The following is a 13,345-nucleotide window of genomic DNA, read 5'->3' as shown; positions in this document are numbered from 1 at the left end:
GCGCACCTTGCGAAGCGGCGGGACGCTTCTCCCATGACTGAGACCATCGATCACACCCCTTCCACCGCGCGTGAGGCCGATCCCTTCCCGGTCAAGGGAATGGACGCGGTCGTCTTCGCCGTCGGCAACGCCAAGCAGGCCGCGCACTACTACTCCACGGCCTTCGGCATGAAGCTGGTCGCCTACTCCGGACCGGAGAACGGCAGCCGCGAGACCGCCAGTTACGTCCTCACCAACGGCTCCGCCCGTTTCGTGTTCACCTCCGTCATCAAGGTCTCCACCGACCATGGCCGCTTCCTCGCCGACCACGTCGCCGAGCACGGCGACGGCGTCGTCGACCTGGCGATCGAGGTGCCGGACGCGCGCGCCGCGTACGCCTACGCCGTCGAGCACGGCGCCACCGGCCTCACCGAGCCCCACGAGGTCAAGGACGAGAACGGCACCGTCGTCCTCGCGGCCATCGCCACCTACGGCAAGACCCGCCACACCCTCGTCGAGCGCTCCGGCTACGACGGCCCGTACCTCCCCGGTTACGTGGCCGCCGACCCGATCGTCGAGCCGCCGGCCAAGCGCACCTTCCAGGCCATCGACCACTGCGTCGGCAACGTCGAGCTCGGCAAGATGAACGAGTGGGTCGGCTTCTACAACAAGGTCATGGGCTTCACGAACATGAAGGAGTTCGTGGGCGACGACATCGCGACCGAGTACTCGGCCCTGATGTCGAAGGTCGTCGCGGACGGCACCCTCAAGGTGAAGTTCCCGATCAACGAGCCGGCGATCGCGAAGAAGAAGTCGCAGATCGACGAGTACCTGGAGTTCTACGGCGGCGCCGGCGTCCAGCACATCGCCCTCGCCACCAACGACATCGTCGCCTCGGTGCGGGCGATGCGGGCGGCGGGCGTGCGGTTCCTCGACACCCCCGACTCGTACTACGACACCCTCGGCGAGTGGGCCGGCGAGACCCGGGTGCCCGTCGAGACCCTGCGCGAGCTGAAGATCCTCGTCGACCGCGACGAGGACGGCTACCTGCTGCAGATCTTCACCAAGCCGGTCCAGGACCGTCCGACCGTCTTCTTCGAGATGATCGAGCGCCACGGCTCGATGGGCTTCGGCAAGGGCAACTTCAAGGCCCTGTTCGAGGCGATCGAGCGCGAGCAGGAGAAGCGCGGCAACCTCTAGTCGCCCGTCAAGCACGTGTACGCCGTGGGCCCGGGGCACTGTCGCCCCGGGCCCACGCGCGCGTACCGCCCGTCCCTAGCCCCCGGCGGGCTTCGCGGCCGGCTCCGGAGCCGGCTTCGTTTCGGGCTTCGCCGCCGGCTTCTCCTGCCGCGCCCGCTGTCTCGCAGGCTCCTCCTGCGGGGCCTCCCTCGGCCGCAGTTCCTTCGGGAGTTCGTCCGAGGGCTCGCCGAGCGCCGCCACCGCCTCCGTCGCCCTCGGCGCCAGCAGCGGCGAGAAGGCCGGGTTGATCCGCAGCGCCTCCGCCAGATGGCGGCGGGCCGGGCCGGTCAGCTCCAGCGTCCGTTCGATCTCGCCCCGGTGGTACGCGAACAGCGCACTCCGCAGCCCCTCGTCCGTGGCCCGCTTCGCGTACTCCAGCGCCTCCTTGGACTCACCCGACCGGTGCAGCGCCCAGCCCAGCGCGTCCGCCACCGCCACCGAACGGTGCCCGCGCGCCCACTCCGCCCGCATCCGCCGCACCGCCGCCGCCGGGTCGCCGTGGTCCGCGTCGAGCAGCGCGAGGGCCACCTCCCCGCGCGCCCACGTGCCCGTCCGCAGCCGCTCGTACAGCGCCCGCGCGTCCCCGTCCAGGCCGACCGCCTCATGCAGCTCGCCCGCCTCAAGGACGTACTCCGGCAGCGGCAGCCGGTCCAGCGCCGCCCGCCAGTCCCGCAGCGCCTCGTCCGTACGGCCGAGCCCCGCCAGCGCCCGCGCCCGCCCGGCCAGCGAGGGCCCGTGGTCCCGTACGAGCCGCAGCGCCGCCCCGAACTGCGACAGCGCCTCCTCCGGCTCGCCCCGCTCCCACGCCAGGTCCCCGAGCCGGGCCAGCGAAGCCGCCTTCTCCGCGTCCGTCTCCGCGAGCGCCGCCGCGTCCAGCGCCGCCGCGTCGGCGTCCTCGCGCCAGCCCCGGTCCCGGAAGGACTGCGCGGCCCGGGAACGCGTCAACGCGCCCGCGTGGAGCCCTTCCAGACCCTCCATGGCCTTCCGGGCCGCCCCGTACTCCCCGAGGCCGTTGTACGCGTCGATCAGCACCGGGTACACCGGCCAGCGCTTCGGATCCGCCTTACGCACCCGCTCGCCCCACTGCTTCGCCGCCCGCCAGTCGCCGCGCGCCCCCGCGAGCGCCCCGAGCCCCAGCTGCGCGTCCAGGTTCCCGCTCGCCGCCGGCCGTTCCGCGAGGGACCTGCGCAGCGCCCGCTCGGCCCGCGGATAGTCCCGTACGTCCCCGAGGCGGGTGCCCCGCTCCGTGTACGCCGTCCCGAGCGCCGCCCAGGAGGCGTCGTCGTCCGGGTGGGCGCGCAGCCACCCCTCACGGTCGGTGATCAGCGCGGCCAGGTCCGGGAGCGCCGCCTGCGCGCCCGCGTGGGCCGCGATCTCCGCCCGCTCCGCCGGTCCGGGCGGGGGCGGCGGACCCTGGCCGACGAGCTCGGGGACGTACAGCAGGGCCGTCGCCGCGAGCACCGCGCCCACTCCGGCCGCCAGGACCGTCCTCGACACGTTCTGGGTCTTCATGGCGCTCACTGTGCGCCCGTCCGCACCTGTACGAAGAGCACACGATGCGCCTGCTCCGGCGGGTTCACACCGATGGCCCCGGGTGCCACGCTGGAGGCATGGACGATCTTCTGACGCGGCTGAGCGCCGGGCTTCCCGCCGAGGCGCTGCTCACCGATCCGGACGTGACGGACTCCTACTCCCGCGACATGGCGAGCTTCTGCGCGGCGGGCACCCCCGCCGTCGTCGTGCTCCCGCGCACGGTCGAACAGGTCCAGCACGTCATGCGCACCGCGACCGAACTCCGCGTCCCCGTCGTGCCTCAGGGGGCCCGTACCGGCCTGTCCGGCGGCGCGAACGCCTCCGAGGGCTGCATCGTGCTCTCCCTGGTCAAGATGGACCGCATCCTGGAGATCAACCCGGTCGACCGGATCGCCGTCGTCGAACCGGGCGTGATCAACGCCGTGCTGTCACGGGCCGTCGCCGAACACGGCCTGTACTACCCGCCGGACCCGTCCAGCTGGGAGACGTGCACCATCGGCGGGAACATCGGCACCGCCTCGGGCGGCCTGTGCTGCGTGAAGTACGGGGTGACCGCCGAGTACGTCCTCGGCCTCGACGTCGTCCTCGCCGACGGTCGCCTCCTGCGCACCGGGCGCCGCACCGCCAAGGGCGTGGCCGGCTATGACCTGACCCGGCTGTTCGTCGGTTCCGAAGGCAGCCTCGGTGTCGTCGTCGGCGCGGTGCTCGCGCTCCGGCCGCAGCCCCCGGTGCAGCTCGCGCTCGCCGCCGAGTTCCCCTCCGCGGCCGCCGCCTGCGAGGCCGTCTGCGCGATCATGGAGCGCGGCCACACCCCGTCGCTGCTCGAACTCATGGACCGCACCACCGTCCAGGCGGTCAACAAGCTGGCGCGCATGGGTCTGCCGGACACCACCGAGGCCCTGCTCCTGTGCGCCTTCGACACCCCGGACCCGGCCGCCGACCTGGCCGCCGTCGGGGAGCTGTGCACGGCGGCGGGCGCCACCGAGGTCGTCCCGGCCGCCGACGCCGCCGAGTCCGAACTGCTCCTCCAGGCACGCCGGCTCTCCCTCACCGCCCTGGAGACGATCAAGTCCGCGACGATGATCGACGACGTGTGCGTGCCGCGGACGCGGCTCGCCGAGATGCTGGACGGCACGGCGGCCGTCGCGGAGAAGTACGGCCTGACCATCGGCGTCTGCGCGCACGCCGGTGACGGCAACACCCATCCCGTCGTCTGCTTCGACCACACCGACGAGGACGAGTCGCGGCGCGCGCGGGAGTCCTTCGACGAGATCATGGCGCTCGGGCTCGCGCTCGGCGGCACGATCACCGGCGAACACGGCGTCGGCGTCCTCAAGAAGGAGTGGCTGGCACGGGAGCTCGGGCCGGTCGGTCTGGAACTCCAGCGCGGGATCAAGGCGACCTTCGACCCGCTGGGGCTGCTCAACCCCGGAAAGCTCTTCTGAATCCGCCTCCACGCGTACGCGTGCGGGGGTCACAGCTCGCCGTCCTGCGACTCGTCCGACGGCCACGGGTCGCGCAGCCACAGGTCGTCGGCGATCACGGTGGTCGCCAGGAGTTCGGCGAGCCCGTCGTCGATGCCGAGGCGCTCGGACTCGGTGCCCGGCGGCACCGCGCGCAGGGTCCGCTCCAGCCAGGCGGACACCTGCGCCGACGGGGCTTCCAGCAGGGCGTCGCCGTCGGGGGAGGAGAGCGCCATCAGGATGACGCTGCGGCCGTCGACCTTCGTCGGCCAGATGCGGACGTCACCGTGCCCGCAGGCCCGGAACACGCCCTCGACGAGCAGTTCGCGCGCGAAGGTCCAGTTGACCGGGTGCTCCGTGCCGATGTGGAAGGTGATGCGCACGGCGTACGGGTCGTCGGTGCGGTAGGCGAGCCGGGCGGGGACCGGGATGGCCTGCTCGGGGGAGAGGACCAGCTTCAGTTCCAGCTCGCGTTCGACGGTGGTGTTGTCGGTGTTCTGCATGGCCGTGCTCCCTCGCGTGGACGGGCCCCGGACGGGCCTTCACATGGAGAGAGCGGGGTACCCGCGACTCATTACGCGACTTCGGGAAGTTTTTTCGAGAAGTTTTTTCCGGGGGTCACATGGGTAGGTCGACAGCCGGGCGTGGGCGGGGCGCGGGACGGGCGCGGATCGGTCACGCGGACGGTACGAGCGCCTGATGTACCGGCCCGAACATCGCGGGGAGTGACCGATTCCGGTACGTGTCCCCCCGAAGGCGTCCTTTCTCGCGGGCTCTTTGTTCCCTCGGGGACGTTCTTCGTTACTGTCCTCCTTGGGCGCGGCACGCCCGGCACGCGGCCGCGCGGTTCAAGGGCGTTGTGACTGAACGGAGTCGGGGCAGTGGCTACTCCACCCGGAGGCGGCGGAGAGGTTCCGCAGGCGGGGTACTACCCGGACCCGTCGATTCCCGGATACATCCGGTACTGGAACGGGGGCGCCTGGGTTCCCGGTACGAGCCGGCCCGCGCCCACGGACGGTGCCGTTCCGTCCCGTCCGCCGGCCTCGGCGGCCCCGGCCGGCCCGATCCTGGCCTCGGGCCCGGCGCCCGCGCCGGTCGTGGCGCCGGCGCAGTCCTCCACCACGGCCCCGACCCAGGTCCAGGCCCCCGCACACGTACCTGCCCAGGCGCAGACACCGGATCAGGTACCGGTTCAGGCACCGGTTCAGGCATGGACCGAGGCACCGGCGCGCGCCGAGGTCCCCGCGCAGAGCCCGGCCCTTGCTCCCACCCCGGCTCCGACTCCGGCGCCCGCACCCGCCGCCCCCGCCCCCGTACCCGCCGTCGAGGAGACCGGCCCCGTCTTCTTCGACGAGGAGCCGGTCGCCCCGGAGCGCGTCGCCCCCGAGCCCGCCTCCGCCTGGCAGGCCGACACCTCCCGGCAGACCGGGTTCGGCGGCGACCGTGACCAGAAGGTCTCCTGGGGCGCGCCCCAGGGCCCCGTGACCCCCGTGAGCCCCCAGACCCCCGTGAGCCCCGCGCCCGACCCGCGCACCCCGGCGGACTGGCCGGTCGCCGGTGGCGGGGAGCCCGCCGAGGCGGCGCCCGCGCGGGCCGCGGACCCGCGAACCGCCGCGGGAGCCGCGCGACTCGGCGGCATGCCCGTCACGCCGATCCCCGGGCCCGCCCCGGCACCGCAGCGGCCCCGGCCCGAACCGCAGCCCCGCCCGGCCCCCGAGCCCGCGCCGGCCGCCGCCGCCCCGGCGCCCACCCCTGTACGGCAGGCGCCCGCGCCCGCCCCCGTACCGCAGGCCCAGGCAGCCCCCGCGCCGCACGTCCAGGCGGCCCCCGCCACCCCCTCCTGGGCCCAGCAACCGCCGCAGGAACAGCAGCAGCCGGTCGCGCCCTGGAAGCCGCCCGTCGACGACGTGTTCGTGCGGGCGGCCCGCGAGCAGTCCTCCGCGCGCCCCGCCGGGCTCGGCAGGCGGCTGCTCGCCCGAGTGATCGACACGGTCGTCCTCGGCGCGCTCTCCGGCGCCGCCGCGTACCCCTTCGTGACGGCGGCCCTCGACCACATCGACGGCAAGATCGAGGAGGCCAAGCAGTCCGGCGTCACCGTCCAGGTCTGGCTGGTGGATTCGACCACCTCGGTGCAGTTCGGCATCGCGCTGGCCGCGCTGGTCCTCCTCGGCGTCCTGTACGAGGTGCTGCCCACCGCCCGGTGGGGGCGGACCCTGGGCAAGAAGCTGTGCGGGATCGAGGTGCGGGACATCGAGGCGCACCAGCCGCCGGCGTTCGGCGCGTCGCTGCGCCGCTGGCTGGTCTACGGCGTCCTCAACCTCCTGGTCGTCGGTGTCCTCAACGTCCTGTGGTGCCTCTTCGACCGCCCGTGGCGCCAGTGCTGGCACGACAAGGCGGCCCGTACCTTCGTGGCGCGCTGACGGGGCGGCGACACGCCCGCGCGTGGCTCCGCGCGGGCGGGCGTCCCCCGAACGGGGGGTGATTCCTTGCGGGGGCGTCGTGCCCGGGATGCACTGCCCCCATGAGCACCGACGAGCCGCCGCCCGGCCAGCCGCCCGAGGAGGACCCGTTCCTCAAGAAGCCGCAGGAGCCCCCGCCGCCCTCCGCCGGCCAGCCTCCGCCGTCCGGGCCGCCGCCGGAGGGGCCCCCGCCGGGAGGTCCGCCGCCGGGCAACCCGTACGGCCCGGCGGGTGGCTCCCCGTACGGATCCTCCGGCGGTTCCCCGTACGACGGCGGCGGCATGCCGCCCCCGCCCCCGTACGGCGGTGGCTACGGCGCCGGTTACGGCGGGTCGGATCCGCTCTCCGGGATGCCGCCGCTCGCCGCGTCCGGCAAGCGTATCCTCGCCCGGTTCATCGACTGGCTGCTCATCGCGATCCCGCTGGCGGTCATCGGCATCCCGTTCCACATCTACTCGCGGGCGACCGATAGGGGCAACGACTTCGGTGACACGGTCAGCAGCCTCAACGGCGGGAGCCAGCTGGTCTTCCAGCTGATCACGATCGTCGCGTACGTCGCGTACGACACGGTGATGACGGCCAGGAACGGCCAGACCCTGGGCAAGAAGTGGATGAAGCTGCGGGTCGCGATGCTCAACGACGGCTCGACGCCCCCGATGAGCCAGTCGCTGCTGCGTGCCGTCGTGCTGTGGCTGCCGGCGCTGATCTGCTGTGCCTGCCTGTGGCCGCTGCTGATCCTGATCCTGATCCTGGTCGACAAGCCCTACAAGCAGGGTCTGCACGACAAGGCGGCGAAGACGGTGGTGGTCTCCGTCCCGCAGTGAGGGACGTGTGAGTACGCCCCGGACGAAGCACCCCGGCGAAGCGTCACAGACGAAGCACCCCGGACGAAGCGTCACAGACGAAGCGTCACGAACCGGTCCGGGTATCGGCCCCGGCGCCCATGCGCGCGGCCGGTACCCGGACCGGTTCGTTCGCGGTCGGCGGAGCCACGCGCGCGGCGGTCTTGACGACCGTCGTCCGTACCGGCATCGTCACCGCCACGAGCAGTCCGAGCAGCAGTCCGGCGAGGCTGATCACCGTGATGCCCAGCGTGGTCGTCGTGCGGGAGAGCAACAGCAGGGCGACGGTCGCGAGGACGACGGTGGCCGAACCGTAGGCGAGCTGCGCGGCGTTCGGACGCTGCATGACACGTACCGCCTTCTCAGGACAACGGTTCGACTGTATGACGGGTGGATGCCCGGGCGGAACCGAAGTAAGCGTCACCTCACCCGGAGCGCGGGTGCACGGGGGGCGCACGGAGTCACGGGCCACGTGATCTTTGTCTTAAGGTGCCCGTCGACCGTCCGATAATCGGAATTCATCTCCCGCATAGTGCAGTTGGTATGTGCAAGTCAAGATCTGTCTTTTCTTGTCTCACTCCGGTCGAATGTCGTCACTTGTGACGCGCGACCCCGCCGGACGGACACCCCACCTTCGGTCCCAGGGCGCGGGCGCCGGGGAGGACAACTTCAAGTGACCAACAGACGACGGGCGATCAGAGCGTCCGCAGTGGTTGTGGCGCTCGCGGCTACCGCCGCCACCGCCTCGACCTTCACCACCGCCTGGGCCGACAATCACGGCAGCGTGAACGCGGCCGATGTGCGTCACGATCCGGCGCCGGGCGCCGAGGTCGACAAGACGGCGGTCGACCACGACCTCGACGGTCCGTACAGCAAGCAGCAGGCGCAGCAGCGACAGGCTGCCCTGGAGCAGGTGCTGAGCGGCGAGTCCAAGGTGGAGCGCCGTAACGGCTCCCAGGTCGTCAAGCTCGACAGCAAGAAGTACGTCGAGCTGGGCCGGGAGAAGACCGACAAGATCTTCACGATCCTCGTCGAGTTCGGTGACAAGGTGGACAACACCACCCTCGTCAACCGCGCCGACGACGACACGGACGAGCTGAAGCCGAAGTTCGGCGGCACGCCCGGCCCGCTGCACAACCAGATAGCCAAGCCCGACCGTGCGAACGACAACTCCACGGAATGGCAGGCCGACTACAACCAGCAGCACTTCCAGGACCTGTACTTCGGCACCGGCAAGGACGCCAAGGGACAGCCCAAGCAGTCGCTGAAGACCTACTACGAGAAGACCTCGTCCGGCCGTTACTCGGTCGACGGCGGCGTCTCCGACTGGGTCAAGGTCGAGTACAACGAGGCCCGTTACGGCTCGAACTACTGCGGCAACAGCAACTGCGCCAACGTCTGGGACGCCGTCCGCGACGGTGTCACGGCGTGGACCGCGGACCAGAAGGCCAAGGGCCGCACCGACGCCCAGATCAAGGCCGACCTGGCGCAGTACGACCAGTGGGACCGTTACGACTTCGACGGTGACGGCAACTTCAACGAGCCCGACGGCTACATCGACCACTTCCAGATCGTCCACGCGGGCGAGGACGAGTCGGCCGGCGGCGGCGCCGAGGGCACCAACGCCCTGTGGGCCCACCGCTGGTACGCCTACGGCACCAACGCGGGCAAGACCGGCCCGGCCAACAACAAGGCCGGCGGCACGCAGATCGGTGACTCCGGCATCTGGGTCGGCGACTACACGATGCAGCCGGAGAACGGCGGCCTCGGCGTCTTCGCGCACGAGTACGGCCACGACCTCGGCCTCCCGGACCTGTACGACACCTCGGGCCTCAAGGGCGCCGAGAACTCGACGGGCTTCTGGACGCTCATGTCCTCCGGTTCCTGGCTCGGCCGCGGCAAGGACGCCATCGGCGACCTGCCCGGCGACATGAACGCCTGGGACAAGCTGCAGCTCGGCTGGCTGAACTACACCAAGGTCGCCAACGAGGCCCGTGCCTGGAACTCCACGCACAAGCTGGGTGTCTCGGAGTACAACACCAAGAACCCGCAGGCGCTCCTCGTCGAGCTGCCGAAGAAGCCGGTCACCACCGAGGTCGTCGCGCCCGCCGAGGGTGCGACGCAGTGGTGGAGCGGGATGGGTGACGACCTCAAGAACACCCTCACCCGTTCCGTCGACCTGACGGGCAAGACGTCCGCCTCCCTGGAGCTCCAGGGCTGGTACGACATCGAGGCCGACTACGACTACCTCTACACCGAGGTGTCGACCGACGGCGGCGCGAGCTGGACGGCCCTGGACGGCACCGCCGACGGCGTGGCCCTCCCGCGTGACGCGAGCGGCGCCCCGGCGCTGACCGGTGTCTCGGCTGCGCAGAAGAAGCTCGTCTACGGCCTCGACGCCTACGCGGGCAAGAAGTTCGACCTCCGTCTCCGCTACCAGACGGACGGCGGCGCCGGCGGCAAGGGCTTCACGGCCGACGCCTTCACGCTGACCGCCGACGATGCCGCCCTGTTCTCCGACAACGCTGAGAACGGCGACAACGGCTGGGCCGCGAAGGGCTTCTCGCGGATCGGCAAGGGCTTCACCAAGGAGTACGAGCAGTACTACATCGCGGAGAACCGCCAGTACGTCTCGTACGACTCCACCCTCAAGACGGGCCCGTACAACTTCGGGTTCGCGGGTGACAAGACCGGCTGGGTCGAGCACTACCCGTACCAGAACGGTCTGCTCGTCTGGAAGTGGGACCTCTCCCAGAAGGACAACAACACCGCCACCCACCCGGGCAGCGGCCTCATCCTTCCGGTCGACGCCCACCCGACCCCGCTGAAGTGGTCCAACGGCGCCCTGATGCGTAACCGCGTCCAGGCGTACGACTCCACCTTCGGCACCTACCGCACGGACGGCCTGCTGCTCCACAACCAGGACGTCCCGACGTGGATCGCGTCGCAGCCGGGCAACCCGGTCTTCGACGACCGCAAGGGCACCTACTGGTACCCCGAGACGGCGCGTGCCGGTGTCCAGGTAACTGACACCAACACCAAGATCCAGGTCGTCAAGGAGCCGAAGAACGGCGAGACGATCACGGTCCGCGTGGGCCCGTCCACCAAGTAATCGGTAAAACTGCAGTTCAAACCATGATCGGCCGTCGCCCCCTAGCGGGCGGCGGCCGATCGTGTTTAGGTGCGTCTGACAGTTCTCGAAGCAGTTCTTATTGACAGTCGATCCACGGGGGAGTGGTTCCGCATGCCCAACGGAGGGTTCTGCAAACTGCCGGGAGGCAGTGTCGTCGTCGCCATAGGGCTGCCGAGCCCGGCCCGCGACGGGGCCACCGTCCGCTTCCTCGTCCATGCCGCGAACCGCGCCCGCGCCCTGACCCGGCTGCGCAACCTCGGGCTGCGGGCGGTCTACCTCCGGGGCAACAGCGAGCCGCCCACGCCCGACGAGGTCACGGCCGTCCTGCACCACCCGGACGGGCTGCTGTGGAGATCCACCCCGGGCGCCGCGCAGGAGCTCTGGCACCCCGTACGGTCCCTCCCCAGGGAACCCGCGGTGTGAGCCCGGCGCGAGCCGCAGGCAGGCCCCGAGCCACCGCGGGCTTCACGCCACCGCGGGCTTCCCGGTCAGTTCCACGCCCGCCGTCCGCAGCTCCTCCAGGGCCCGGCCCGTCGTCTCCTTCGCGACGCCCGCCGTCAGATCGAGCAGCACATGGGTCCGGAAACCCTCCCGGGCCGCGTCCAGGGCCGTCGCCCGCACACAGTGGTCGGTCGCGATGCCCACGACGTCGACCTCGGTGACCTCGTGCTCCCGCAGCCACTCCGCGAGCGTCCGCCCGTTCTCGTCGCGCCCCTCGAAACCGCTGTACGCGGCGTCGTAGGCGCCCTTGTCGAAGACGGCGTCGATCGCCCCGCTGGCGACCGCCGGCGCGAAGTTCGGGTGGAAGCCGACCCCCTCCGTCCCGGCCACGCAGTGCACCGGCCAGGAGGTGACGTAGTCCGGCTCCTGGCCGGCCGGGGCGAAGTGCGCGCCCGGGTCGACGTGGTGGTCACGGGTGGCGACCACGTGCCGGTAGGAGGTGCCCGCCGTCTGGCCGACCAGGTCGGTGATGGCGGCGGCGACGTCCGCGCCCCCGGTCACCGCGAGGCTGCCGCCCTCGCAGAAGTCGTTCTGAACGTCCACAACGATCAATGCGCGGTGCATGGCGGGTGTCCTTAGCGCGTCGGGGAGGGGCGGGTTCGAGCCTAGGCTCTGTCCCCTCCCATCGGGAGGGGGCGTCGGCCCGCGTCTTGGACCGACCGGCAAATGGGGGGCGGCGTCGCGGGGCCCCCATTTGCCGGTCGGTCCTACACGTACTCCGTCGGCAGGACCGGCTCACCCCGCGAGAGCTGGATGGCCGACATCGGCAGCCCGGCGCGGGCCGTGATGTGCCGGGCCCTGGCCGCGTCGAGGGGCTCCCTGGCCACCACGTCACCGCCCTTGACCAGCTCGACGAGCAGCTGGTGGTCGGCGAGCTCCGGCGGCACCGGCCCGGTGCCGACCACCTCCGCCTCGGCGATCCCGGCCGCGTCGGGACGGCGCGCCGCCCACTTGCGCCCGCCGACCGAGGCCTTGCCGCCCAGCGACTTCTTGGCCACCGCGGTGAGCGGCGCCCGGGGGTCGGTCGAGGGGGCCCGCGCGACCAGCTTGTAGACCATCGAGCAGGTCGGGTGGCCGCTGCCGGTGACCAGCTGCGTCCCCACCCCGTACGCGTCGACCGGGGCCGCCGCCAGCGAGGCGATGGCGTACTCGTCGAGGTCGGAGGTGACGACGATCCGGGTGTCCGTGGCGCCCAGCTCGTCGAGCTGCGCCCGTACCCGGTGCGCGACGAGCAGCAGGTCGCCGGAGTCGATCCGGACGGCCCCGAGCTCGGGCCCGGCGACCTCCACGGCGGTCCGGACGGCCTCGGCCACGTCGTAGGTGTCGACGAGCAGGGTCGTACCGCGTCCGAGGGTCTCGACCTGCGCGCGGAAGGCGTCCCGCTCGCTGTCGTGGAGGAGCGTGAAGGCGTGGGCGGAGGTGCCGACGGTCGGGATGCCGTACCGGAAGCCGGCCGCGAGGTCCGAGGTGGCCTCGAAGCCGCCGACGTACGCGGCGCGGGAGGCGGCCACGGCCGCCAGCTCGTGGGTGCGCCGGGCGCCCATCTCGATCAGCCGGCGCCCGCCGGCCGCCGCCGACATGCGGGAGGCCGCGGCGGCGATGGCCGAGTCGTGGTTGAGGATCGAGAGGATCACCGTCTCCAGGAGCACGCACTCCGCGAAGGAGCCCTCGACGCGCAGCACGGGCGAGCCGGGGAAGTACACCTCGCCCTCGGGGTAGCCCCAGATGTCGCCGGAGAAGCGGTAGCGCGCCAGCCACTCCAGGGTCGGCTCGTCGACGATGCCGCGCTCGCGCAGGAAGTCGAGGACGGCGGGGTCGAAACGGAAGTTCTCGACGGCGTCCAGGACCCGGCCGACACCCGCGAGGACGCCGTAGCGCCTGCCCTCGGGCAGCCGTCGGGTGAAGACCTCGAAGACGGACTGCCGGTCGGCGGTGCCGGCCCTGAGGGCCGCCTGGAGCATGGTCAGCTCGTACTGATCGGTGAAGAGCGCGGTCGACGGCACGCCCACCCGTCGCCCGCCACCGCCCTTCGGTCGATGCGCTTCGCGCGCTTCCTCATCCGGCAGCCCAAGGTCCGCAGCGTTCATGGCAGCGATGCTAGCGCAGAAATCGTCAGAGTGACGATTTCTATTGCCGTACGCGTTCCGCCGTGGGCGCGCCCCGTTTGTGCGACGGGGGCCCAGGGGTGACAACATG

Annotated in this window: 11 protein-coding genes; 6 read left to right on the top strand and 5 right to left on the bottom strand. The window is 71.8% G+C overall.

Annotated elements, in window-relative coordinates:
* The first annotated feature begins 33 nt into the window (after window positions 1-33).
* Entirely contained in the window at window positions 34-1,179 is a 1,146-nt protein-coding gene (hppD, locus tag V4Y03_RS12110; protein ID WP_317878027.1) for a 4-hydroxyphenylpyruvate dioxygenase, read from the top strand.
* Window positions 1,180-1,254: 75 nt separating this feature from the next.
* On the opposite strand, the gene V4Y03_RS12105 is transcribed toward hppD, so the two are convergent.
* Window positions 1,255-2,730 carry a tetratricopeptide repeat protein gene (locus V4Y03_RS12105; protein ID WP_332434920.1) on the bottom strand — a complete coding sequence of 492 codons (1,476 nt, stop codon included), beginning with the start codon at window positions 2,728-2,730 and terminating at the stop codon, window positions 1,255-1,257.
* A 98-nt stretch (window positions 2,731-2,828) separates the two neighbouring features.
* Between V4Y03_RS12105 and V4Y03_RS12100 the strand changes: the two genes are divergently transcribed.
* Window positions 2,829-4,196, top strand: a complete 1,368-nt coding sequence (locus V4Y03_RS12100; protein ID WP_332434919.1) for an FAD-binding oxidoreductase — start codon at window positions 2,829-2,831, stop codon at window positions 4,194-4,196.
* Window positions 4,197-4,225: 29 nt separating this feature from the next.
* Here V4Y03_RS12100 and V4Y03_RS12095 read toward each other — a convergent pair whose 3' ends face one another.
* A complete protein-coding gene (locus tag V4Y03_RS12095; RefSeq protein ID WP_332434918.1) occupies window positions 4,226-4,717 on the bottom strand; it encodes an SsgA family sporulation/cell division regulator in 492 nt (163 codons plus the stop codon).
* A gap of 378 nt (window positions 4,718-5,095) precedes the next feature.
* Between V4Y03_RS12095 and V4Y03_RS12090 the strand changes: the two genes are divergently transcribed.
* Together V4Y03_RS12090 and V4Y03_RS12085 are read left to right on the top strand one after the other, a co-directional pair.
* Window positions 5,096-6,634 (top strand): RDD family protein, encoded by a 1,539-nt coding sequence (locus tag V4Y03_RS12090; RefSeq protein WP_332434917.1) that lies wholly within the window; start codon window positions 5,096-5,098, stop codon window positions 6,632-6,634.
* Between the two features lie 101 nt (window positions 6,635-6,735).
* Window positions 6,736-7,497 (top strand): RDD family protein, encoded by a 762-nt coding sequence (locus V4Y03_RS12085; RefSeq protein WP_332434916.1) that lies wholly within the window; start codon window positions 6,736-6,738, stop codon window positions 7,495-7,497.
* Between the two features lie 85 nt (window positions 7,498-7,582).
* Here the strand turns inward: V4Y03_RS12085 and V4Y03_RS12080 are convergent, their stop codons facing one another.
* A complete protein-coding gene (locus tag V4Y03_RS12080) occupies window positions 7,583-7,861 on the bottom strand; it encodes a hypothetical protein (protein WP_332434915.1) in 279 nt (92 codons plus the stop codon).
* A gap of 327 nt (window positions 7,862-8,188) precedes the next feature.
* Between V4Y03_RS12080 and V4Y03_RS12075 the strand changes: the two genes are divergently transcribed.
* Window positions 8,189-10,627, top strand: a complete 2,439-nt coding sequence (locus tag V4Y03_RS12075; RefSeq protein ID WP_332434914.1) for an immune inhibitor A domain-containing protein — start codon at window positions 8,189-8,191, stop codon at window positions 10,625-10,627.
* A gap of 132 nt (window positions 10,628-10,759) precedes the next feature.
* A complete protein-coding gene (locus V4Y03_RS12070; RefSeq protein WP_317873760.1) occupies window positions 10,760-11,071 on the top strand; it encodes a hypothetical protein in 312 nt (103 codons plus the stop codon).
* A 42-nt stretch (window positions 11,072-11,113) separates the two neighbouring features.
* On the opposite strand, the gene V4Y03_RS12065 is transcribed toward V4Y03_RS12070, so the two are convergent.
* Window positions 11,114-11,713, bottom strand: coding sequence for a nicotinamidase (locus V4Y03_RS12065; protein ID WP_317873759.1), 600 nt, complete (start codon window positions 11,711-11,713; stop codon window positions 11,114-11,116).
* Between the two features lie 143 nt (window positions 11,714-11,856).
* A complete protein-coding gene (locus tag V4Y03_RS12060) occupies window positions 11,857-13,236 on the bottom strand; it encodes a nicotinate phosphoribosyltransferase (RefSeq protein WP_443079777.1) in 1,380 nt (459 codons plus the stop codon).
* Window positions 13,237-13,345 lie beyond the last annotated feature (109 nt).

This window comes from Streptomyces sp. P9-A4 (assembly GCF_036634195.1).
Taxonomy (GTDB): Bacteria; Actinomycetota; Actinomycetes; order Streptomycetales; family Streptomycetaceae; genus Streptomyces.
The sequence above is the reverse complement of the archived record's forward strand: the minus strand, read 5'-3'. Positions and strand labels throughout refer to the sequence as shown.

Coding starts and splice junctions, on each gene's coding strand:
- hppD (WP_317878027.1), top strand. CDS start 34: ATGACTGAGACCATCGATCACACCCCTTCCACCGCGCGTGAGGCCGAT.
- V4Y03_RS12085 (WP_332434916.1), top strand. CDS start 6,736: ATGAGCACCGACGAGCCGCCGCCCGGCCAGCCGCCCGAGGAGGACCCG.
- V4Y03_RS12095 (WP_332434918.1), bottom strand. CDS start 4,717: ATGCAGAACACCGACAACACCACCGTCGAACGCGAGCTGGAACTGAAG.
- V4Y03_RS12080 (WP_332434915.1), bottom strand. CDS start 7,861: ATGCAGCGTCCGAACGCCGCGCAGCTCGCCTACGGTTCGGCCACCGTC.
- V4Y03_RS12065 (WP_317873759.1), bottom strand. CDS start 11,713: ATGCACCGCGCATTGATCGTTGTGGACGTTCAGAACGACTTCTGCGAG.
- V4Y03_RS12105 (WP_332434920.1), bottom strand. CDS start 2,730: ATGAAGACCCAGAACGTGTCGAGGACGGTCCTGGCGGCCGGAGTGGGC.
- V4Y03_RS12070 (WP_317873760.1), top strand. CDS start 10,760: ATGCCCAACGGAGGGTTCTGCAAACTGCCGGGAGGCAGTGTCGTCGTC.
- V4Y03_RS12060 (WP_443079777.1), bottom strand. CDS start 13,236: ATGAACGCTGCGGACCTTGGGCTGCCGGATGAGGAAGCGCGCGAAGCG.
- V4Y03_RS12100 (WP_332434919.1), top strand. CDS start 2,829: ATGGACGATCTTCTGACGCGGCTGAGCGCCGGGCTTCCCGCCGAGGCG.